At 71.8% G+C, this 22,465-nt stretch carries 18 protein-coding genes and 1 pseudogene; 12 read left to right on the forward strand and 7 right to left on the reverse strand.

Features of this window, described 5'->3' with window-relative positions:
• The first annotated feature begins 55 nt into the window (after positions 1-55).
• Both IE251_RS18615 and IE251_RS18620 read left to right on the forward strand, forming a co-directional pair.
• Entirely contained in the window at positions 56-1,573 is a 1,518-nt protein-coding gene (locus IE251_RS18615) for a PucR family transcriptional regulator (RefSeq protein ID WP_189754113.1), read from the forward strand.
• Between the two features lie 78 nt (positions 1,574-1,651).
• A complete protein-coding gene (locus tag IE251_RS18620; protein WP_189754114.1) occupies positions 1,652-2,440 on the forward strand; it encodes a phosphatase in 789 nt (262 codons plus the stop codon).
• A 97-nt stretch (positions 2,441-2,537) separates the two neighbouring features.
• On the opposite strand, the gene IE251_RS18625 is transcribed toward IE251_RS18620, so the two are convergent.
• From IE251_RS18625 to IE251_RS18640, 4 genes are all read right to left on the reverse strand, one after another.
• Positions 2,538-2,963 (reverse strand): hypothetical protein, encoded by a 426-nt coding sequence (locus IE251_RS18625; protein ID WP_189754325.1) that lies wholly within the window; start codon positions 2,961-2,963, stop codon positions 2,538-2,540.
• Between the two features lie 207 nt (positions 2,964-3,170).
• Positions 3,171-4,046: an acyl-CoA thioesterase gene (locus tag IE251_RS18630; protein ID WP_189754115.1), complete on the reverse strand. Its 876-nt coding sequence runs from the start codon at positions 4,044-4,046 to the stop codon at positions 3,171-3,173.
• 34 nt (positions 4,047-4,080) lie between these two features.
• Positions 4,081-5,238, reverse strand: coding sequence for an acyl-CoA dehydrogenase family protein (locus tag IE251_RS18635; protein ID WP_189754116.1), 1,158 nt, complete (start codon positions 5,236-5,238; stop codon positions 4,081-4,083).
• A 548-nt stretch (positions 5,239-5,786) separates the two neighbouring features.
• Entirely contained in the window at positions 5,787-6,383 is a 597-nt protein-coding gene (locus tag IE251_RS18640; RefSeq protein WP_189754117.1) for an SACE_7040 family transcriptional regulator, read from the reverse strand.
• Between the two features lie 96 nt (positions 6,384-6,479).
• On the opposite strand from IE251_RS18640, the gene IE251_RS18645 reads away from it, so the two are divergent.
• From IE251_RS18645 to IE251_RS18660, 4 genes are read left to right on the forward strand one after another with little or no spacing between them, the layout of a single operon-like run.
• Positions 6,480-8,096 carry a carboxyl transferase domain-containing protein gene (locus IE251_RS18645; RefSeq protein ID WP_189754118.1) on the forward strand — a complete coding sequence of 539 codons (1,617 nt, stop codon included), beginning with the start codon at positions 6,480-6,482 and terminating at the stop codon, positions 8,094-8,096.
• Between the two features lie 11 nt (positions 8,097-8,107).
• A complete protein-coding gene (locus IE251_RS18650) occupies positions 8,108-10,024 on the forward strand; it encodes an acetyl/propionyl/methylcrotonyl-CoA carboxylase subunit alpha (protein ID WP_189754119.1) in 1,917 nt (638 codons plus the stop codon).
• Positions 10,021-10,962: a hydroxymethylglutaryl-CoA lyase gene (locus tag IE251_RS18655; RefSeq protein ID WP_189754120.1), complete on the forward strand. Its 942-nt coding sequence runs from the start codon at positions 10,021-10,023 to the stop codon at positions 10,960-10,962. Before IE251_RS18650 ends, IE251_RS18655 begins: the two co-directional genes overlap by 4 nt.
• Before the next feature lie 5 nt (positions 10,963-10,967).
• Positions 10,968-12,128: an acyl-CoA dehydrogenase family protein gene (locus IE251_RS18660; RefSeq protein WP_189754121.1), complete on the forward strand. Its 1,161-nt coding sequence runs from the start codon at positions 10,968-10,970 to the stop codon at positions 12,126-12,128.
• A gap of 272 nt (positions 12,129-12,400) precedes the next feature.
• Here the strand turns inward: IE251_RS18660 and IE251_RS18665 are convergent, their stop codons facing one another.
• Positions 12,401-12,754 carry an SH3 domain-containing protein gene (locus IE251_RS18665; RefSeq protein WP_189754122.1) on the reverse strand — a complete coding sequence of 118 codons (354 nt, stop codon included), beginning with the start codon at positions 12,752-12,754 and terminating at the stop codon, positions 12,401-12,403.
• A 70-nt stretch (positions 12,755-12,824) separates the two neighbouring features.
• A pseudogene (locus IE251_RS18670) lies at positions 12,825-12,908 on the reverse strand (IS5/IS1182 family transposase); the annotation flags it as partial.
• A 781-nt stretch (positions 12,909-13,689) separates the two neighbouring features.
• Between IE251_RS18670 and IE251_RS18675 the strand changes: the two are divergent.
• The 6 genes from IE251_RS18675 to IE251_RS18700 all read left to right on the forward strand — a co-directional run bounded on the left by IE251_RS18675 (position 13,690) and on the right by IE251_RS18700 (position 20,765).
• Complete coding sequence (locus IE251_RS18675) at positions 13,690-14,742, forward strand: ABC transporter substrate-binding protein (RefSeq protein WP_189754123.1); 1,053 nt, start codon at positions 13,690-13,692, stop codon at positions 14,740-14,742.
• Positions 14,743-14,794: 52 nt separating this feature from the next.
• On the forward strand, positions 14,795-15,640 hold the full coding sequence (locus IE251_RS18680; RefSeq protein ID WP_189754124.1) for a siderophore-interacting protein: 846 nt from the start codon (positions 14,795-14,797) through the stop codon (positions 15,638-15,640).
• Positions 15,641-15,762: 122 nt separating this feature from the next.
• Positions 15,763-17,205 (forward strand): lysine decarboxylase DesA, encoded by a 1,443-nt coding sequence (gene desA, locus IE251_RS18685; protein WP_189754125.1) that lies wholly within the window; start codon positions 15,763-15,765, stop codon positions 17,203-17,205.
• Complete coding sequence (locus IE251_RS18690) at positions 17,189-18,475, forward strand: lysine N(6)-hydroxylase/L-ornithine N(5)-oxygenase family protein (protein ID WP_189754126.1); 1,287 nt, start codon at positions 17,189-17,191, stop codon at positions 18,473-18,475. Before desA ends, IE251_RS18690 begins: the two co-directional genes overlap by 17 nt.
• Positions 18,472-18,996 carry a GNAT family N-acetyltransferase gene (locus tag IE251_RS18695; protein ID WP_189754127.1) on the forward strand — a complete coding sequence of 175 codons (525 nt, stop codon included), beginning with the start codon at positions 18,472-18,474 and terminating at the stop codon, positions 18,994-18,996. Before IE251_RS18690 ends, IE251_RS18695 begins: the two co-directional genes overlap by 4 nt.
• Positions 18,993-20,765 carry an IucA/IucC family protein gene (locus IE251_RS18700; protein WP_189754128.1) on the forward strand — a complete coding sequence of 591 codons (1,773 nt, stop codon included), beginning with the start codon at positions 18,993-18,995 and terminating at the stop codon, positions 20,763-20,765. The genes IE251_RS18695 and IE251_RS18700 overlap by 4 nt, the downstream gene beginning before the upstream one ends.
• Before the next feature lie 66 nt (positions 20,766-20,831).
• Here the strand turns inward: IE251_RS18700 and IE251_RS18705 are convergent, their stop codons facing one another.
• On the reverse strand, positions 20,832-22,433 hold the full coding sequence (locus IE251_RS18705) for a beta-N-acetylhexosaminidase (protein ID WP_189754129.1): 1,602 nt from the start codon (positions 22,431-22,433) through the stop codon (positions 20,832-20,834).
• Between the last annotated feature and the right edge of the window lie 32 nt (positions 22,434-22,465).

Here is a 22,465-nt window from a genome sequence, read left to right on the forward strand (position 1 = left end):
AGGTGGCCGGAAAGCGACTGCGAAGTGTACGTTTCATACAGAGGAACGGGGCGGGATGGAGGGTACGCACACCATGCCGGAGACGATCACCCCAGCCCCGGCCCCCGCCGTCCCGCCGACCCCGCCGGTGCCGCTCCAGGCGCTGCTGGCCCGGGAGGACCTCGCCCTGCGGCAGATCGCCGGTCCCGCGGACCCCGGGACCGTGATCCACGGCGCGCACACCTCGGAGATGACCGACCCCTCCCCCTACCTGCTGGGCGGCGAACTGCTGCTCACCGCCGGGGTGCACATCCCGGAGGGGGCGGAACCCGGGGACTACTTCGCCGGCTACGTCTCCCGGATCGTGGCGGGGGGCGGCACGGCGCTCGGCTTCGGGGTGGCCCCGGTGCACGACACGGTCCCGCCCGCCCTGGTCGCCGCCTGCGAGCAGCGGGGCCTGCCGCTGCTGGAGGTCCCGCCGCACACCACGTTCTCGGCCGTGGCCCGCGCGGTCTGGCAGCTGATGGCCCAGGCCCGGCTGGCCGAGCTGCGCCGCGTCACCGAGGCCCAGCAGAGCCTCGCGGCGGCCGCCGCCCGCCCCGACCCCATCCCCTCGGTCCTGCGCCGGCTGTCCCAGCACCTGTCCGGCCGGGCGGTCCTCTACGGCCCGGACGGCACGGAGGTCGCGGGGGCGGGGCGGGAGACACCGCCGGAGGTCCGGGCGGCCCTGGCCGGGCTGGCCGGCGTGGTCAGGCCGGCCTCCCACCCGGCGAAGGCCCCCGCGCACCCCGCCTCCGCCACCGACACCCACGGCGGTGTGCACCTCGCGGTCTACGCGCTCGGGGCCGGGGAGGGGTTCGTGCTCGGGGTGGCCGGCCGGCGGCGGGAGGCCGGGGACCACACCATCGCGTCGGTCGCCGCCGTGCTGCTGGCGCTGCTGACCGGGGAGCACCACAGCGGGGCCGGCGCGGCCCGGTCCTCCGCGCTGGTGCGGCTGCTGCTCGGCGCCCCGCCCGAGGAGGTGGCCCCGCTGCTCGGTGCCGGCCGCCGGCTCGTCGTACACGCCCGGCCGGAGGCCCAGGCCCCGGACCCGGTCGCCGCCTCCGCGCTCGGCGCCGCCCTGGGCTCGCCGCTGGTCGACCTCGCCGGCGAGACCGTACGGGTCCTGGTGCCCGCCGACCGGGTACCGCAGCCGCAGCCCGGCTGGACCCTCGGGGTGAGCGCCCCGGCCGAGCCCCGGGAGTGGCCGGCCGCCGACACCCAGGCCGCCCGCGCCCTGGCCCGGGCCCGCGCCACCCGCGTCCCGCTGCTGCGGCACGCCGCCCGGCCGGCGCTCGCGGACCTGGTGCCGGCGGCGGACGCCGAGACGCACGCCCGTACCCTGCTCGCCCCCCTCGCCGGGCAGCCCGCGCTCGCCGAGACCCTGCGCGCCTGGCTGTCGCTGCACGGCAGTTGGGACCGTACGGCGGTGGCGCTGGGCGTGCACCGCAACACCGTGCGGCAGCGTGTCGCCCGCTGCGCGGCCCTGCTGGACACCGACCTGGACGACCCGGACGCGCGCATGGAGCTGTGGTTCGCCCTGCGCCGGGGCTGACCGCCCCGGCACGTGACCCCCGTCCCAGCGGCCGATATCTCCGGGACCGGCGCCGTGCGCTGCCCCACAATGGGAGCCATGCCGATATCCGGGACACCCAGCCGCGCCCAGCTCGTCGACCATCTGGTGCGCACCCGCATCGCGGGGGACGTCGCCACGCCCCGCGAGAACAACCTCTCCCACTACCGTCAGCTCGCCAACGGTGTCCGCGACTTCTGGCTCGGCCTGGAGCTGGGCGACCGCTGGACGGACGAGCAGGACGTGCTCGCGGTGATGGCCGAGCGGGTGGGTGTCAACGACGACCCGGAGTACCGGTACGGGCAGGACACCATCGACCCCGAACTGACCGTGGACGCGCTGGACCGGATGGCGGCGCGGCTGCGCAAGGCGGCCGAGGGACGCCAGCGGGTGCTGTTCGCCACCGGGCACCCGGGCGGACTGCTGGACGTGCACCGGGCCACGGCCGCCGCGCTGCGCGCCGCGGGCTGCGAGATCGTGGTCATCCCGGACGGGCTGAGCACGGACGAGGGGTACGTCATGCAGTTCGCGGACGTGGCCGTGCTGGAGCACGGGGCGACGCTGTGGCACACCCACTCCGGGGAGCCGATGCGGGCCGTCCTGACCGGACTCGAGCGCGCGGGGCGTCCGCTGCCCGACCTGGTGGTGGCCGACCACGGCTGGGCGGGATACGCGGGGCAGCACGGCGTGGACTCCGTCGGGTACGCCGACTGCAACGACCCGGCGCTCTTCCTCGCCGAGTCGGAGGGCACCGTGCAGGTGGTGGTCCCGCTGGACGACCATGTGGTCAGCCCCCGTCACTACGACCCGATGACGGCGTACCTGCTGGCCGGGGCGGGCCTGGCCTGACGGCTCGACAGCCCGGTCGCGTCACCGTCTCCGGTCCCGGAAACGACGTGCGGCCCCGCTGACGGGGCCGCACTCGGTGTTCGGTTGTCAGACCGGATCAGTGACCGCCACCACCGCCTCCGTGGCCGCCGCCACCGCCACCGCCGTGACCGCCGCCACCGCCGTGGCCGCCGCCACCGTGACCGCCGCCACCGCCGTGGCCGCCACCACCGTGACCGCCGCCGCCGTGGTCACCACCGCCGTAGCCGCCGCCGTGGTCGCCACCGTAGCCGCCGCCGTGGTCGCCGCCGTAGCCGCCGCCGTGGTCGCCGCCGTAGCCACCGCCGTGGTCGCCACCGTAGCCGTAGTCGTCGTCATCGTCGTTCCACCAGCCACCGTGGTCGTCGTGGGACCAGCTGTAGGAACTGTCGCTGCTGTAGTCCGAGGCGGAGGCCGTCGCGGCCGTGCCGAACGCGGCTCCGCCGGCCAGCAGCAGACCGGAGGCGGACAACGCGACAAGACGCCTCGTGCGCTGTGATCGCATGGGAATACCTTCCATCTCCATCGTCTCTCGCGGTTCCCCGAGGGGGAGGCGCGAGGTGGATGGCCGTCGCCGCGGTGATGAGGAAGATGCGGCGCGGTCTTCAGGTGTCACCGCAGCAGGGAATGAACGAAATGGCGTTCGCTGCGGCCCTTCACCCAGAGAGCCTAATCGGACATACGTCACAAGTCATCTTGAGAAGCACATCCGTCACGGCCGCCTCGGAACGCGGACCACGCCCTCCTGGATGACGGTGATGGCGAGCCGTCCGTCCTGCGTGTATATGCGGGCCTGACCGAGGCCGCGGCCGCCGGACGCCGACGGCGACTCCTGGTCGTACAGCAGCCATTCGTCCGCCCGGAAGGGCCGGTGGAACCACATCGCGTGGTCCAGGGACGCCCCGACGACGTCCCCGACGGCCCAGCCGCCGCGCCCGTGGGCGAGCAGTACGGAGTCGAGCAGGGTCATGTCGGAGACGTAGGTGGCGAGGACGACGTGCTGCAACGGGTCGTCGCCGTCGAGCTTGCCGTTGACGCGGAACCACACCTGGGAGTGCGGCTCGCGCGGCTCGCCGTAGCGCCCGTACGGCGGCTCGTCCACGTACCTGAGGTCGACCGCCTCGCGGGCCCGGAGGAACCGCTCGACGACCTCGGGGGCGAGGTGGCCGTAGCCGCCCAGCCGCTCCTGGGAGGTGGGCAGGGTCACCGGGTCGGGGGCGGCGGGCATCGGCGCCTGGTGCTCCAGCCCGTCCTCGTACGTCTGGAAGGACGCGGAGAGGTGGAAGACCGGCTTGCCGTGCTGGACGGCGACCACCCGGCGGGTGGTGAAGGACCGGCCGTCGCGGATGCGGTCCACGGTGTAGACGATCGGCGCGCCCGGGTCACCGGGACGCAGGAAGTACGCGTGCAGGGAGTGGGCGGGCCGGTCGGCGGGGACCGTGCGCCCGGCGGCGACCAGCGCCTGCGCCGCGACCTGCCCGCCGAAGACGCGCGGGACGACGGCGGGGCGGGACTCGCCGCGGAAGATGTCCTCCTCGATCCGCTCCAGGCGGAGCAGATCGAGGAGGTCCTGGAGTGCCTTGCTCATGGCGTGCAGGTATACCGCCGGGGGCCGGGCGTCCTCAGAGACCCATGTCCTTGGCGATGATCGTCTTCATGATCTCGCTGGTGCCGCCGTAGATGCGGTTGACGCGGTTGTCCGCGTACAGGCGGGCGATCGGGTACTCGTTCATGTAGCCGTAGCCGCCGTGCAGCTGGAGGCAGCGGTCGATGACGCGGTGCGCGACCTCGGTGCAGAACAGCTTGGCGGAGGCGGCCTCGGCGGGGGTCAGCTCGCCGGCGTCCAGCGCCTCCAGCGCGCGGTCGGCGACGGCCTCGGCGGCGTCCACCTCGGCCTGGCAGGCGGCCAGCTCGAACTTGGTGTTCTGGAAGTGCGCGACCGGCTTGCCGAAGACGGTGCGCTCCTGCACGTACTGCTTGGCGAACCGGACGGCGGCCTTGGCCTGGGCGTAGGCACCGAAGGCGATGCCCCAGCGCTCGGAGGCCAGGTTGTGGCCGAGGTAGTAGAAGCCCTTGTTCTCCTCGCCGAGCAGGTCCTCGACGGGCACCTTGACGTCCACGAAGGCCAGCTCGGCGGTGTCGGAGGTGCGCAGGCCCAGCTTGTCCAGCTTGCGGCCGATGGAGTAGCCCTCGGACTTGGTGTCCACGGCGAACAGGGAGATGCCGTGGCGGCGGTCCTCGGCGGTGGGCGCGGAGGTGCGGGCGCAGACGATCACCTTGTCGGCGTGGACGCCGCCGGTGATGAAGGTCTTGGCGCCGTTGAGGACGTAGTGGGTGCCGTCCTCGCTCAGCTTGGCGGTGGTCTTCATGCCCGCGAGGTCGGAACCGGTGCCCGGCTCCGTCATCGCGATGGCCCACATCTCCTCGCCGGTGACGAACTTCGGCAGGTAGCGCTTCTTCTGCTCCTCGGTGGCGAGCATCTTGATGTAGGGCAGGGCGAGCAGCACGTGCACGCCGGAGCCGCCGAACTGCACGCCCGCGCGCGCGGTCTCCTCGTAGAGGACGGCCTCGAACTTGTGGGTCTCCAGGCCCGCGCCGCCGAACTCCTCGGGCACGCTGATGCCGAAGATGCCCAGCTCGCCGAGCTTGTAGTAGAAGTCGCGCGGCGCCTGGCCGGCGGCGAACCACTCGTCGTAGACCGGGACGACCTCGGCCTCGATGAAGGCGCGAAGGGTCTCCCGGAACGCCTCGTGATCCTCGTTGAACACCGTACGGCGCACGCCGCCACCTCCACGTACCTCGGCATGACTTCGAGCATGTCTAAGCGCTTGCTCACTTACCGTACCGGCGAGTACGGAAGCCCGTCCAGGGGTGTTGCTCCGTAATGCTCGTCACGCGTGCGAAGAGGGGCCCGAGGACACGGCCCGGCCCCTAGGGAAGAGCCCTGCGGCACCCGGCCGCACACCGACAGCCCACCGGGCGCGACGGTCCGCACGGGGCGCGGCGGGACGGGCCCGGCCCCGGAGCACAGGGCACAGGGCACAGCCGACAGGCGGCGTCCTTCGAGTACCGGGCACTGCGGGCGCAGAGCAGGGGCGGCAGGCGACAGGCAGCCCATGGGGGCAACAGGCAGCGGGCAGGGACGGCAGGCAGCGCCCACCCGGGCAGCCCCGGACAGGATCCGTGGAACTCCCCGTCGGCGGCGATGGCAGCCCCGCGGCCACGCCTCCCACCCGGGGCGGCCCCATCAGCCCGCGCCACCCCACGAGGTCACGGCGGACGACCCCCGAACGGCCGAGGCCCCCCGGGGGAGGCAGCCGTACGGCGGCTACTCCCGCCCCGCCGCCTCGAACGCCCCCCGCGCCATCCGGTGCAGCAGGTCCGCCGTCGTCCCCCGGCCGGGGAGCGTGCCGGCGCGGCCGAGGTGGGGGGTGGAGTTCAGCAGGCCGAAGACGGAGTGGACGGCCGAGCGGGCGGCCGGTTCGGTCAGGTCCGGGTAGACCTCGCGGACCACCTGCACCCACAGCTCCACGTACTGCCGCTGGAACTGGCGCACCAGCTTGCGGTCGCTGTCGCGCAGCCGGTCCAGCTCGCGGTCGTGCAGGGTGATCAGCGGGCGGTCGTCCAGGGCGAAGTCGATGTGGCCCTCGATCAGGGAGTCCAGCACCCGGGTCGCGGGGATCCCGTCGGCCTCCGCCAGCCGGCGCCGGGCACCGGTGAGCAGCTGTCCGCTGATGCCGACCAGCAGCTCGGCCAGCATCGCGTCCTTGCCCGGGAAGTGCCGGTACAGACCGGGGCCGCTGATGCCGACGGCGGCGCCTATCTCGTCGACACCGACGCCGTGGAAGCCGCGTTCGGCGAAGAGCCGGGCGGCCTCCTTGAGGATCTGCTCGCGGCGGGTGGGGGCGTCGGTTCTGCTGGCCATGCCGACAATTCTAGACAGCGACGTTAGCGGTCGTTAACCTGAGGGAAATGGTTAACGCTCATTAACAGGTTCGGACACCGGTGAGGGGACCGCAGGATGCAGGAGGCACCGGAGCTTCACAGCGCGGCCGATCCCGCGTCGGAGGGCTGGCGGGCCAATGAACAGGCCCATCTCGCACTCGTGGAGGAGCTGCGCGGCAAGCTGGCCGCGGCGGCCCTCGGCGGCGGCGAGAAGGCCCGGGCGCGGCACACCGCGCGCGGCAAGCTGCTGCCCAGGGACAGGGTGGACACACTGCTCGACCCGGGCTCGCCCTTCCTGGAGCTGGCGCCGCTCGCGGCCGACGGGATGTACGACGGGCAGGCCCCGGCCGCCGGCGTGATCGCCGGCATCGGGCGGGTCAGCGGCCGCGAGTGCGTGATCGTGGCGAACGACGCGACGGTCAAGGGCGGCACGTACTACCCGATGACGGTCAAGAAGCACCTGCGCGCCCAGGAGGTGGCCCTGGACAACCGGCTGCCGTGCGTCTATCTGGTCGACTCCGGCGGGGCCTTCCTGCCGATGCAGGACGAGGTCTTCCCCGACCGGGACCACTTCGGCCGGATCTTCTACAACCAGGCCCGCATGTCCGGCGCGGGCATCCCGCAGATCGCGGCCGTCATGGGCTCCTGCACGGCGGGCGGGGCGTACGTCCCGGCGATGAGCGACGAGGCCGTGATCGTGCGGAACCAGGGCACGATCTTCCTCGGCGGGCCGCCCCTGGTGAAGGCGGCCACCGGCGAGGTCGTCACCGCCGAGGAGCTGGGCGGCGGAGAGGTGCACTCCCGGGTCTCCGGCGTCACCGACCACCTCGCCGAGGACGACGCGCACGCGCTCGGGATCGTCCGGGACATCGTGGCCACGCTCCCCGCCCGGGGGACCCTGCCCTGGGAGGTCCGGCCGTCCGTCGAACCCAAGGTGGACCCCTACGGGCTCTACGGCGCCGTCCCGGTCGACTCCCGTACCCCCTACGACGTCCGCGAGATCATCGCGCGCGTGGTCGACGGCTCCCGGTTCGCCGAGTTCAAGGCGGAGTTCGGGCAGACGCTGGTCACCGGGTTCGCGCGGATCCACGGCCACCCGGTGGGGATCGTCGCCAACAACGGCATCCTGTTCTCCGAGTCCGCCCAGAAGGGCGCCCACTTCATCGAGCTGTGCGACCAGCGCGGCATCCCGCTGGTATTCCTCCAGAACATCTCGGGCTTCATGGTCGGCAGGGACTACGAGGCGGGGGGCATCGCCAAGCACGGCGCCAAGATGGTCACCGCGGTGGCCTGCACGCGCGTGCCCAAGCTGACGGTGGTGGTCGGCGGCTCCTACGGCGCGGGCAACTACTCGATGTGCGGCCGGGCCTACTCCCCCCGCTTCCTGTGGATGTGGCCCAACGCCAAGATCTCCGTGATGGGCGGCGAGCAGGCCGCGTCCGTGCTGGCGACCGTCAAGCGGGACCAGCTGGAGGGGCGCGGCGAGGAGTGGCCCGCCGAGGACGAAGAGGCGTTCAAGGCGCCCATCCGCGCCCAGTACGAGCGCCAGGGCAACGCCTACTACGCCACCGCCCGGCTCTGGGACGACGGCGTGATCGACCCGCTGGACACCCGTCAGGTCCTCGGTCTGGCCCTGACGGCCTGCGCCAACGCGCCTCTGGGAGACCCCCAGTTCGGCGTCTTCCGGATGTGAGGAGGGGAACCGTGTTCGACACAGTGCTGGTGGCCAACCGGGGCGAGATCGCCGTACGCGTGATCCGTACGCTGCGCGCCCTGGGCGTGCGCTCGGTGGCGGTCTTCTCCGACGCCGACGCCGACGCGCGGCACGTACGGGAGGCCGACACGGCGGTGCGGATCGGCCCGGCGCCGGCCGCCGAGAGCTATCTGTCGGTGGAGCGGCTGCTGGAGGCCGCCGCCCGCACCGGCGCCCAGGCCGTCCACCCCGGCTACGGCTTCCTCGCCGAGAACGCGGCCTTCGCGCGGGCGTGCGAGGAGGCCGGGCTGGTGTTCATCGGCCCGCCGGCGGACGCGATCGCGCTGATGGGCGACAAGATCCGGGCCAAGGAGACGGTCGAGGCGGCCGGGGTGCCGGTGGTGCCCGGCGGACGCGACCCGGAGCTGGCCGAGGCGGCCCGCGCCCTGGGCGCGCCCGTGCTGCTGAAGCCGTCGGCCGGCGGTGGCGGCAAGGGCATGCGCCTGGTGCGGGACCTGACCGTGCTGGACGAGGAGATCGCCGCCGCCCGCCGGGAGGCCCGCACCTCCTTCGGCGACGACACGCTGCTGGTGGAGCGGTGGATCGACCGGCCCCGGCACATCGAGATCCAGGTGCTCGCCGACGGTCACGGCAACGTGCTGCACCTCGGCGAACGCGAGTGCTCCCTCCAGCGGCGCCACCAGAAGGTCGTCGAGGAGGCGCCGAGCGTGCTCCTCGACGAGGCGACCCGGGCCGCGATGGGCGAGGCGGCCGTGCAGGCGGCCCGCTCGTGCGGGTACCGGGGCGCGGGCACGGTGGAGTTCATCGTCCCGGGCAACGACCCGTCGCAGTACTACTTCATGGAGATGAACACCCGCCTCCAGGTGGAGCACCCGGTCACCGAACTGGTGACCGGACTGGACCTGGTGGAGTGGCAGCTGCGGGTCGCGGCCGGCGAGCGGCTGCCCTTCGCCCAGTCGGACATCACGCTCACCGGGCACGCGGTGGAGGCCCGGATCTGCGCCGAGGACCCCGCGCGCGGCTTCCTGCCCTCCGGCGGCACGGTCCTGCTGCTGGACGAGCCCGAGGGCGACGGGGTGCGCACCGACTCCGGGCTGAGCGAGGGCACCGAGGTGGGCAGCCTGTACGACCCGATGCTGTCCAAGGTGATCGCCTACGGCCCCGACCGCGCGACCGCGCTGCGCAGGCTCCGGGCGGCCCTCGCCCGGACGGTCACGCTGGGCGTGCAGACCAACGCCGGGTTCCTGCGCCGGCTGCTGGCCCATCCGGCGGTGGTCGCGGGCGACCTGGACACCGGTCTGGTGGAGCGGGTGGTGGACGACCTGGTCCCCGGCGAGGTGCCCGAGGAGGTGTACGAGGCAGCGGCGGCCGTACGGCTGGAGGCACTTCAGCCGCGCGCGGAGGGCTGGACCGACCCGTTCTCGGTGCCGAACGGCTGGCGGCTCGGCGGCACCCCGAAGCCGCCCGTCTTCCACCTGCGGGTGCGCGAACCCGTCGCCCACACCCCCCGGGGCGTCCACACCGTCACCGGTGACCGGGTGAGCGTCACCCTGGACGGCGTCCGGCACACCTTCCGCCGCGCCGGCGACTGGCTCGGCCGGGACGGCGACGCCTGGCAGGTGCGCGACCACGACCCGGTCGCCGCGTCCCTGAACCGCGCGGCCCACGCGGGCGCCGACTCCCTCACCGCGCCCATGCCGGGCACGGTCACGGTGGTCAAGGTGGCCGTCGGCGACGAGGTGACCGCCGGGCAGAGCCTGCTGGTGGTGGAGGCGATGAAGATGGAACACGTCATCTCCGCCCCGCACGCCGGCACGGTCGCCGAACTGGACGTGACGCCGGGCAGCACGGTCGCCATGGACCAGGTGCTGGCTGTCATCGCACCGCTCGAGGAGGCGGCCGGATGAGCGCCCGGGGTCTGCCCATGGCCGTACCGGCCGAGGGACTGCCCGCGCGGGTGCGGATCCACGAGGTGGGCGCGCGCGACGGGCTGCAGAACGAGAAGACGGCCGTACCGACGGAGGTGAAGGCCGAGTTCATCCGCCGGCTGGCCGGCGCGGGCCTGACCACCATCGAGGCGACGAGCTTCGTCCACCCCAAGTGGGTGCCCCAGCTCGCCGACGCGGAAGAGCTGTTCCCCCGGGTCAAGGACCTGGACGCGGCGCTTCCGGTGCTCGTGCCCAACCAGCGCGGCCTGGACCGGGCCCTCGCCCTCGGCGCCGAGTACGTCGCGGTGTTCGCCAGCGCCACCGAGTCCTTCGCCAAGGCCAACCTCAACCGCACGCTGGAGGAGTCCCTCGCGGTGTTCGAGCCGGTGGTGCGGCGCGCGAAGGACGAGGGCGTACGGGTGCGCGGCTATGTCTCCATGTGCTTCGGCGACCCTTGGGAGGGCCCGGTGCCGCTCGCCCAGGTGGCGCGGGTGTGCGGGGCGCTGCGGGACATGGGCTGCGACGAGCTGAGCCTCGGCGACACCATCGGGGTGGCCACCCCGGGCCAGGTCCGGGCGCTGCTCGCCCTGCTGAACGAGCGGGGCGTGCCGACCGACGCGATCGGCGTCCACTTCCACGACACCTACGGCCAGGCGCTCGCCAACACCCTGGCCGCCCTCCAGCACGGCGTCACCACCGTGGACGCCTCCGCCGGGGGGCTGGGCGGCTGCCCGTACGCCAAGTCCGCCACCGGCAATCTCGCCACCGAGGACCTCGTCTGGATGCTGCACGGGCTCGGCATCGAGACCGGGGTCGACCTCGGCCGTCTGACCGCCACCAGCGTGTGGATGGCCGAACAGCTGGGCCGGCCCAGCCCGTCCCGTACCGTCCGCGCTCTCTCCCACAAGGACCAGTGATCAGCATGGACCACCGTCTCAGCCCCGAGCTGGAGGAACTCCGCCGTACGGTGGAGGAGTTCGCGCACGATGTCGTGGCGCCGAAGATCGGCGACTTCTACGAGCGGCACGAGTTCCCGTACGAGATCGTCCGCGAGATGGGCCGCATGGGCCTGTTCGGGCTGCCGTTCCCGGAGGAGTACGGCGGGATGGGCGGCGACTACCTGGCACTGGGCCTCGTCCTGGAGGAACTGGCCCGGGTGGACTCCTCGGTGGCGATCACCCTGGAGGCCGGCGTCTCGCTCGGCGCGATGCCGCTGCACCTGTTCGGCACGGAGGAACAGAAGCGTCAGTGGCTCCCCCGTCTGTGCGCGGGCGAGATCCTGGGCGCGTTCGGCCTGACGGAGCCGGACGGCGGCAGCGACGCGGGGGCGACCCGTACGACGGCCCGGCTGGACCCGGACACCGACGAGTGGGTGATCAACGGCACCAAGTGCTTCATCACCAACTCGGGCACGGACATCACGGGCCTGGTGACCGTCACCGCGGTCACCGGCCGCAAGCCGGACGGCCGCCCGGAGATCTCGGCCATCATCGTGCCGTCCGGCACCCCGGGCTTCACGGTGGCGGCGCCCTACTCGAAGGTCGGCTGGAACGCCTCCGACACCCGCGAGCTGTCGTTCGCCGACGTCCGTGTCCCCGCGGCCAACCTGCTGGGCGAACAGGGCCGCGGCTACGCCCAGTTCCTGCGCATCCTGGACGAGGGCCGCATCGCCATCGCCGCGCTCGCCACGGGCCTGGCCCAGGGCTGTGTGGACGAGTCGGTCAAGTATGCGAAGGAACGTCACGCCTTCGGCCGCCCGATCGGTGCCAACCAGGCCATCCAGTTCAAGATCGCGGACATGGAGATGAAGGCCCACACGGCCCGCCTGGCCTGGCGCGACGCGGCGTCCCGCCTGGTCGCGGGCGAACCCTTCAAGAAGGAGGCCGCCCTGGCCAAGCTCCACTCCTCCACGGTCGCCGTGGACAACGCCCGCGACGCCACCCAGATCCACGGCGGGTACGGCTTCATGAACGAGTACCCGGTGGCCCGCATGTGGCGAGACTCCAAGATCCTGGAAATCGGCGAGGGCACGAGCGAGGTGCAGCGGATGCTGATCGCGCGGGAACTGGGGCTGGCGGGCTGAGCCGACGCCGCCTGCGCGGGGTCACGGGTGTCCGAGGAGCGGTTGGGCCGACGGCTCCCCGGACACCTGTGCGCCACGAGTCGCCGCGTGCACCGTTTCGGAGCGGAAGCCGTCCCGACCTCCGGTGCCAGTCCGTGGTAGTGGCGGAAGTTGTAGCTGAGCGGCTCCGGAGAGCGCGGTTCTTCACCCGTACCCGCCCCGATGACACACCAACGCCACCAGCCCGGCGAACTGCACCTCGGTCAGCCAGGGGGGTGCTTCTCCGGTGATGTTCAGAGGCCCAATGACACGCACGCCGAGGCCACCCAGCCGTCGACCCCGTTGATCCGGACGGTCATCCAATAGGGGCTGGTGCCACCGCACGCGGTGTACTTCCCGCCGGTCACCTCGCGCTCACCGAGGCTGCCGCACGGAAGCTTTCCTTTGGGGGCGATGGTGCCGATGACCGAGTACGACGGCCCGGCCCCACTGCGCACGTTCAGCGCGGAGCTGGAGTTGTTGTGGACGTAGCAGGTCGCGGCGGCGGAAGCGGTCTGCGCGGGCGCCGCGCTGGCCGGGACGATCGCGAACGCTGTGGCGCCTATGAGCGAAGCGGTGACAGTCGCAACCTTCAGAGAGAGCCGCACAGTTCCTCTATTCATTGATTTCATGATCATCGGAACCCTACATCGGCCAACTGGTCTCTCCCTAAAGGCCGCTGAGGTGCGTCTGGCCTCGTCGTCTGCGGTGCGGGATGAGCAGGCCGGTGCCTTGGTACCCGCCGTCGGCGATGGTGGTTGTGTCGCGGCGGGGCCGGTCGACACGGCGTCCTTGCGCGGCCGACGGGCCGGCGCCGAACACGCTCATTCAGCGCGGTTGCCGGATGGATGGACGGTGAGCCCGGTGGGCGGGCGGCTCGTTTTGGAATACTCGTCCATAACTAGCCCCCCTCGCCCCCGCCCTCGCGGTGGGCGTTGCAAACTGCCCGCTCTCCCGGAGGGCCCGCCACCGGACCGCAAGCTGCTTCGCCGGCCCGGCGTCCATGCGAGACGCGAGCGCGCACCACCCGCCGGGCCGGAGGCCGCTGGACGGGCCCGCGTGCTGGTGAGGTGCGACCGCGCGCCCTCCACCTGCCCGCAGGCCGCTTGGCCGCCCGGCGTGCCGGCGAGACGCGAGCGCGCACCACCCACCGCCCCGCAGGCCGCTCGGCCGGCCCGGCGTGCCGGCGAGGCGCGACCGCGTGCCCTGCTGACGGGACCTTGTAGCCCACCTGTGGGTCCGGTACCGGGCTGGGCCACTGTTCTTTCGGCCGCTCGCTCGCTTCTTACCCGTGCTGGAGCGGGCCGGGTCAAGGGTGGGCCGGAGGCCCATCGCCGAAGGCGACGCGCAGCGCCCTTGAGGCGGCCCGTGGAAGCACGACACTGACCGAGAAGCGAGCGGCCCGACGGCCACTTGAGGGAAGAGGTGAACGCGTCCCACGCAACGGGGCAACCCCACCCCCTGGACATCAGATGAGGTTAGGCTAACCTACCTTCGAACTTGTCCGGCGGGCGCTTCGCCCCGGTCGAAAGCAGTCATACCCATGTCCCACGCCCGTGCCACCCACCTCACCCGCCGCGGACTGCTCGCCGCGGGCAGCGCCCTCGGCCTCGGTGCCGCGCTCGCCGCCTGCGGGGACGACAAGGGCAAAGACGGTGGCTCCAACGGGAGCGCGGGCACGGGCAAGTCGGGCCCTTGGTCGTTCAAGGACGACCGCGGCACGACCGTGAAGCTGGACAAGGTCCCCGCGAACATCGTCGCGTTCACCGGCGTCGCCGCCGCGCTGTACGACTACGGCATCCAGGCCAAGGGCGTCTTCGGCCCGACGAAGACCACCGACGGCAAGCCCGACGTCCAGGCCGGCGACATGGACGTCAGCAAGGTGACGATCCTCGGCAACACCTGGGGTCAGTTCAACATCGAGAAGTACGCCTCCCTCGCCCCGGACGTGCTCATCACGACGATCTTCGACGGCGTCGGCACCCTCTGGTACGTCCCCGAGGAGTCGAAGAAGAAGATCTCCCAGCTGGCCCCCAGCGTCGGCATCTCCGTCTACGACCGCCAGCTCACCCAGCCGCTCCAGCGCATGTGGGACCTGGCCGAGTCGCTCGGCGCCGACATGAAGGCCGCGAAGGTCACCGACGCCAAGAAGCGGTTCGAGGACGCCGCCGCCCGGCTGCGCGCCGCCGCCAAGGCCAAGCCCGACATCAAGGTGATGGTCGGCAGCGCCAGCGACCAGCTGCTCTACGTCTCCGGCACCAACCTCTCCATCGACCTGGAGTACTTCAAGTCCCTCGGCGTGAACTTCGTCGAGCCGTCCGAGGCCGCCAAGCAGAAGAACGGCGGCGGCGGCTGGTACGAGTCGCTGAGCTGGGAGAACGTCGACAAGTACGACGCCGACATCATCATGATGGACGACCGCTCCCAGGCGATCCAGCCCGCCGACATCACCAAGGCCACCTGGAAGAAGCTGCCCGCGGTGAAGGCGGGTCAGGTCATCCCCCGCTCCCCCGAGCCGATCCTCTCGTACGACAAGTGCGTGCCGCTGCTCACCAACCTGGCCGAGGCCCTGGAGAAGGCCAAGAAGGTCAGCTGACGACGGTCCAGCCCTCCCACAAAGCCCTGAACCCCACCCTCAGGAGCCACACATGACCACGGCCGTAGCCGCCCCGTTCCGATTCTTCTCCCTCCAGGTCGTACGGACGAGGCGGCTCGGTCCGTCTCTGGTCCGGATCACCTTCACCGGTACCGACCTGCACGCCTTCCACTCCGACGGACGCGACCAGTCCCTGTCGCTGTTCCTGCCGCACCCCGGGCAGAGCGAACCGGCGGTCCCGCTGGAGCTGGGCGACGGCTGGTGGCAGGGCTGGCGTGAACTGCCGGACGGCATACGGGCCGTGATGCGCTCGTACACACTGCGGGCGCTGCGCCGCGACCCCGACGAGATCGACATCGACTTCGCCCTGCACGGCGTGGAGCCGGGTGCCGCCACCCCGGCCGGCCCCGCCTCCCGCTGGGCCGCGCGGGCCGCCGCCGGCGACCGGGTGCTGCTGCTCGGACCGGCCGTCGCCGACAACCGGGCGATCCGCTTCCGTCCGCCCGGGGACACCGACCTCGTCGTCCTGTGCGGCGACGAGACGGCCGTACCCGCCGCGACCGCGATCCTGGAGTCCCTGCCCGCCGGCACCCGGGTCCGGGCTTGGCTGGAGGTGCCGCACGCCGGTGATGTGCAGGTCGTGCGCACGCCGGCGGACGCGGAGATCACGTGGCTCGTGCGGCGGGACGGGTCCCCCATGGCCGTCGACGCCGTACGGGCCGCCGCGCTGCCGGCCGCCGAGCGGCCGTATGTGTGGCTCGCCGGGGAGTCCGGCCAGGTCAAGGCCCTGCGGCGGCACTTCGTCGGGGAACTCGGGGTGGACCGGCGGCGCGTGACGTTCGTCGGCTACTGGCGCCAGGGCCTGACGGAGGAACAGCTCCGCGCGACGGGCGAGTAGCCCGGAAGCCCTCCCCCTTTGGCCTGATCCGGCCTTGGGTGAGGCATGCCCCCCTCCGCGAGACTTAGGTTAGGCTAACCTAAGATCATCCCGCACGGACCATCCGCTCGGAGGACCCCCACATGCGCTCGCACCTGCTCAATGGCCTCACCGCGGAGCACTACCGCCGCTCCGTGACCGAAGGAGTCGAGCGGGTGGCGGCCAAACTCGCCACCACCGACCGTCCGTTCACCGGCGTCACCGTGGACGCCCTCTCCCCCGCCATCGACGCGATCGACCTCGACCGTCCGCTGGGCGACACCACCGCCGTGCTGGACGAACTGGAGGACGTCTACCTGCGGGACGCGGTCTACTTCCACCACCCTCGCTACCTGGCCCACCTCAACTGCCCCGTGGTCATCCCGGCGGTGCTCGCCGAGGCCGTGCTGTCCGCCGTCAACTCCTCGCTGGACACCTGGGACCAGTCGGCCGGCGGCACCCTCATCGAGCGCAAGCTCATCGACTGGACGGCCGCCCGCATCGGCCTCGGCCCGGCCGCCGACGGCGTCTTCACCTCCGGCGGCACCCAGTCCAACCTCCAGGCGCTGCTGCTCGCGCGGGAGGAGGCCAAGAGCGACTCGCTCGCGAAACTGCGGATCTTCGCCTCCGAGGTCAGCCACTTCAGCGTCAAGAAGTCCGCGAAACTGCTCGGGCTCGGCCCGGACGCCGTCGTCGTCATCCCCGTCGACCACGACAAGCGCATGCAGACCGTCGCCCTCGCCCACGAGCTGGAGCGCTGCGCGCGGGACGGCCTGGTGCCCATGGCCGTCGTCGCCACCGCCGGCACCACCGACTTCGGCTCCATCGACCCGCTGCCGGAGATCGCCGGGCTGTGCGCCCAGTACGGCGTGTGGATGCACGTGGACGCCGCCTACGGCTGCGGGCTGCTGGCCTCCCTGAAGTACCGGGACCGCATCGACGGCATCGAGCGCGCCGACTCCGTCACCGTCGACTACCACAAGTCCTTCTTCCAGCCGGTCAGTTCCTCCGCCGTGCTGGTCCGGGACGCGGCCACCCTGCGGCACGCCACCTACCACGCCGAGTACCTCAACCCGCGCCGCATGGTGCAGGAACGTATCCCCAACCAGGTGGACAAGTCCCTCCAGACCACCCGGCGCTTCGACGCCCTCAAGCTGTGGCTGACCCTGCGCACGATGGGCGCCGACGGCATCGGGCAGCTCTTCGACGAGGTCTGCGACCTGGCGCGCGAGGGCTGGGAGCTGCTGGCCGCCGACCCGCGCTACGACGTCGTGGTCGAACCCTCGCTGTCCACCCTCGTCTTCCGCTACATCCCGGCGGCCGTCACCGACCCGGCCGAGATCGACCGGGCCAACCTCTACGCCCGCAAGGCCCTGTTCGCCTCCGGTGACGCCGTGGTCGCGGGCACCAAGGTGGCCGGCCGCCACTACCTGAAGTTCACCCTGCTCAACCCCGAGACCAAGGCGGACGACATCGCCGCCGTCCTCGATCTGATCGCCGGCCATGCCGAGCAGTACCTGGGAGAGTCCCTTGACCGCGCGTCCTGACAGCCCGACCAAGACCTACGACTTCGTGGGGATCGGGCTCGGCCCCTTCAACCTCGGCCTCGCCTGCCTCACCGAGCCGATCGCCGAGCTGGACGGCGTCTTCCTGGAGTCCAAGCCGGACTTCGAGTGGCACTCCGGGATGTTCCTGGACGGCGCCCACCTCCAGACCCCGTTCATGTCGGACCTGGTCACCCTGGCCGACCCGACCTCGCCGTACTCCTTCCTGAACTACCTGAAGGAGAAGGGCAGACTGTACTCGTTCTACATCCGCGAGAACTTCTACCCGCTGCGCGTCGAGTACGACGACTACTGCCGCTGGGCCGCCGGGAAGCTGAACTGCGTCCGCTTCGGCACCACGGTCACCGAGGTGTCCTACGACGACGGGCTGTACGCCGTGCGCACCGAGGCCGGGGACACCTACCGCGCCCGGCACCTGGTGCTCGGCACCGGCACCGTGCCCTTCGTCCCCGAGGCGTGCCGGGACCTCGGCGGGGACTTCCTGCACACCTCCCGGTACATGCACCGCAAGGCGGAGCTGCTGGAGAAGAAGTCCATCACCGTCGTCGGCAGCGGCCAGAGCGCGGCCGAGATCTACTACGAGCTGCTCTCGGAGATCGACGCCCACGGCTACCAGCTCAACTGGGTCACCCGCTCCCCGCGGTTCTTCCCGCTGGAGTACACCAAGCTGACCCTGGAGATGACCTCCCCGGACTACATCGACTACTTCCGGGCGCTGCCCGAGGAGACCCGCTACCGGCTGGAGAAGCAGCAGAAGGGCCTGTTCAAGGGCATCAACTCGGACCTGATCGACTCCATCTTCGACCTGCTCTACCAAAAGAACGTCGTCAGCGGCGACCGCGGAGTGCCCACCCGGCTGCTGACCAACTCCACGCTGCGCACGGCGACGTACGCGGACGGCACCTACACCCTCGGCTTCCACCAGGACGAGCAGGACAAGGACTTCCGGATCAGCACCGAGGGCCTGGTCCTGGCCACCGGCTACCACTACACCCCGCCGGCCTTCCTCGACCCCGTCCGCGACCGCCTCCGCTTCGACGGCCACGGCCGCTTCGACGTGGCCCGCAACTACGCCGTCGACATCACCGGCCGCGGGGTCTTCCTGCAGAACGCCGGCGTCCACACCCACAGCATCACCAGCCCCGACCTGGGCATGGGCGCGTACCGGAACGCGTACATCATCCGAGAACTCCTCGGCACCGAGTACTACCCGGTCGAAAAGTCCATCGCCTTCCAGGAGTTCGCCGTATGACCTTCGCATTCCGACCCGTCGATCCGCTGAACGACGCCCAGTTGCTGCACGCCTGGGTCACGCATCCCAAGGCGGCGTTCTGGATGATGCAGGACGCGCGGCTGGAGGACGTCGAGCGGGCCTATATGGAGATCGCGGCGGACGAGCACCACCACGCGCTGTTCGGGCTGCGCGGCGGTGAGCCGGTGTTCCTGATGGAGAAGTACGATCCCGCGCACCGGGAGCTGGTGGGGCTGTACGAGGCGCGGCCGGGGGACGTCGGGATGCACTTCCTGACGCCGGCCACGGACACCCCCGAGCACGGGTTCACCCGGGCCGTGATCACCGCCGTGATGGCGCACCTGTTCGAGGACCCGGCGGTGGAGCGGGTCGTGGTCGAGCCGGACGTCCGCAACACGGCGGTGCACGCCCTGAACGCCGCCGTCGGGTTCGTGCCCGAGCGGGAGATCGACAAGCCGGAGAAGCGGGCGCTGCTGAGCTTCTGCACCCGCGAGCAGTTCGAGAAGGCGGTGACCGCATGACCCTCGCCGACGCCGTGGCCCATCTGTCCCCCGAGCGGTGGGAGCGGGCCAACCGCCTGCTGGTGCGCAAGGCCCTCGCCGAGTTCGCGCACGAGCGGCTGATCACCCCGGAGGAGCAGGACGGCGGCCGGTACGTCGTGCGCAGCGACGACGGGCTGACCGGCTACCGGTTCGCCGCCGTGCGCCGGGCCCTGGACCACTGGCAGATCGACGCCGACTCGATCACCCGGCACCGCGACGGCGAGGAACTCCCGCTGGCCGCGCTGGACTTCTTCATCGAGCTGAAGGAGTCGCTGGGGCTGAGCGACGAGATCCTGCCGGTGTACCTGGAGGAGATCTCCTCCACCCTGTCGGGCACCTGCTACAAGCTCACCAAGCCGCAGGTGACCTCGGCCGAGCTGTCGCGCGCCGGGTTCCAGGCGATCGAGACCGGGATGACCGAGGGCCATCCGTGCTTCGTCGCGAACAACGGGCGGCTCGGCTTCGGCGTCCACGAGTACCTGTCGTACGCGCCGGAGACGGCGAGCCCCGTCCGGCTGGTGTGGCTGGCCGCGCACCGCTCGCGGGCCGCGTTCACGGCCGGCGTGGGGATCGAGTACGAGTCGTTCCTGCGCGAGGAGCTGGGCGAGGAGACGGTGGCCCGGTTCCGGTCCCGCCTCACCGGCCGGGGCCTGGACCCCGCCGACTACCTGTTCATACCGGTCCACCCCTGGCAGTGGTGGAACAAGCTCAGCGTCACCTTCGCCGCCGAGGTGGCCCGGGATCTGCTGGTGCCGCTCGGCGAGGGCGACGACGAGTACCTGGCCCAGCAGTCGATCCGTACCTTCTTCAACGCCAGTGCCCCGCACAAGCACTATGTGAAGACGGCCCTGTCGGTCCTCAACATGGGCTTCATGCGCGGTCTCTCGGCCGCCTACATGGAGGCCACCCCGGCGATCAACGACTGGCTGGCCCAGCTGATCGACAGCGACCCGGTGCTGAAGGCGAGCGGCCTGTCGATCATCCGGGAGCGTGCGGCCGTCGGTTACCGGCACCTGGAGTACGAGCGGGCCACCGACCGCTACTCGCCGTACCGCAAGATGCTGGCCGCGCTGTGGCGGGAGAGCCCGGTGCCCTCGCTTCAGGAGGGCGAGTCCCTGGCGACGATGGCCTCGCTGCTGCACGTCGACCACGAGGGCGCCTCCTTCGCGGGCGCGCTGATCGAGCGCTCGGGCCTGGCCCCGGTGGAGTGGCTGCGGCGGTATCTGCGGGCCTACTACACACCGCTGCTGCACAGCTTCTACGCCTACGACCTGGTGTTCATGCCGCACGGCGAGAACACGATCCTGGTGCTGCGGGACGGGGCGGTGCGCCGGGCGGTCTACAAGGACATCGCCGAGGAGATCGCCGTCATGGACCCGGACGCGGCGCTGCCGCCGGAGGTGGCGCGCATCCGGGTGGAGGTCCCGGAGGACAAGAAGCTGCTGTCGATCTTCACGGACGTCTTCGACTGCTTCTTCCGCTTCCTCGCCGCCCAGCTGGCCGCCGAGGGCATCCTGGAGGAGGACGGCTTCTGGCGCACGGTCGCCGAGGTCACCCGCGAGTACCAGGAGGCGAATCCGCAGCTGGCCGACCGGTTCCGGCAGTACGACATGTTCGCCCCGGAGTTCGCGCTGTCCTGCCTCAACCGGCTCCAGCTGCGCGACAACAAGCAGATGGTGGACCTCGCCGATCCGTCCGGCGCGCTCCAGCTGATCGGCACCCTGGAGAACCCCCTCGCCGGGTTCTGACGGGCCGGCGAGGCGGACGGGCACCCCGGAGTACGGTCCTTCGGGGTGCCCGCCGGCTTTCCACCGTCAGGACGTCGGCCAGGGCACCTGCGGCGAGTGGTAGTAGCGGATGCCGAGGGCGTCCCAGCGCGGGCCCTGCGCGGCCAGCCGCTCACGGTAGCCGTCCCAGCCCAGCCGGGCGGCCGGCGACCAGCCCAGCTCGGCCGCCCCGGCGAACCGGGGGAAGGCCAGGTACTCGATGTCGGCGGTGGTCTTCACGGTCTCCGTCCACAGGGGTGCCTCGACGCCCCGGACGGCCTGGGCGGGCACCCCGGCGAGATAGGAGCCCGGGTCCCAGTCGTAGGAACGCTGGACCTCCACCAGGCCCGCCCACTTGGTGCCGATGGGCGTGGCGGCGGTGTACTTCATGTCGAGGTAGATCCGGTCGGCCGGGGACAGGACGATCCCGGTGCCGTTCCGGGCGGCCTGCGCCACCTGTTCCTTCTCCGCGGCGCCGGTGCGGTCCAGGCCCCAGTACTGGGCGAGGGCGCCCGGGGCCGGGCGGGCGCCGGTGAGCTGGTGCCAGCCGATGACCGTCTTGCCGTAGCGGGCGACCACCGGCTGCACCCGGTCCATGAAGGCCACGTAGTCGGGGTGGCTGGTGGAGTGCGCCTCGTCGCCGCCGATGTGCAGATAGCGGCCGGGGGTGAGGGCGGCCACCTCGCGGATCACGTCGTCCACGAAGTCGTAGGTGACCTCCTTGGGCACGCACAGCGAGCTGAAGCCGACCTGGGTGCCGGTGTAGGGCGGGGGTGCCACGCCGTCGCAGTTCAGTTCGGCGTAGGAGGACAGGGCCGCGTTGGTGTGGCCGGGCATGTCGATCTCGGGGACGACCTCCAGGTAGCGGGAGGCCGCGTACCGCACGATCTCCCGGTAGTCGGCCTTGGTGTAGTAGCCGCCGGGGCCGCCGCCGACCTGGGTGGCGCCGCCGTGGGTGGCCAGGCGCGGCCAGGAGTCGATGGCGATGCGCCAGCCCTGGTCGTCGCTGAGGTGCAGGTGCAGTTCGTTGACCTTGTAGAGGGCCACCTGGTCGATGTAGCGCTTGACCTGGGCGACGGTGAAGAAGTGCCGGGAGACGTCGAGCATGGCGCCCCGGTAGGCGTAGCGGGGGCGGTCCTCGATGGTGCCGCCGGCGATGTGCCAGGGGCCGCGCTGCACGGTCTTCTTCTCGACGGCCGGCGGGAGGAGCTGGCGCAGGGTCTGGACGCCGTGGAAGAGCCCGGCGGGGGTGCGTGCGGTGAGGGTGACGCCGCCGGCGCCGCTGTGCAGCCGGTAGCCCTCGGCTCCGTAGTCGCCGTTCTGCAGCCGGAGCCGGATGCCGCCGCTGCCGTGGTCGGTGAGCGGCAGCGGGTATCCGGTGGACGGGCGCAGGATGCCGGCGAGGTAGGCGCCTATGCGGCGGACCTCGGCGGAGCCGCCGACGCGGATGCGGGTGGCGCGGGTGATGCGGTACGGCGTGCCGCCCGGCTCGACGGAGACGGGCGCCGGGACCACCCGGTCCAGCGGCGAGGGGGCGGCGGCCTGGACGTCGGGGGCCGCGCCGACGCCGAAGGCACCGGCCGCCGCGAGCAGCAGCAGGGTGGCGAGGACGCGGAACGTCCGGGGAGTCGTGCCGTGGTTCGGTCTCACATGCGCTCCCTTCGGTTAAGGGGAGTTGACCG

Origin of the sequence: Streptomyces eurythermus (assembly GCF_014649115.1) — a bacterium.
In the GTDB taxonomy this organism is placed as follows: domain Bacteria; phylum Actinomycetota; class Actinomycetes; order Streptomycetales; family Streptomycetaceae; genus Streptomyces; species Streptomyces eurythermus.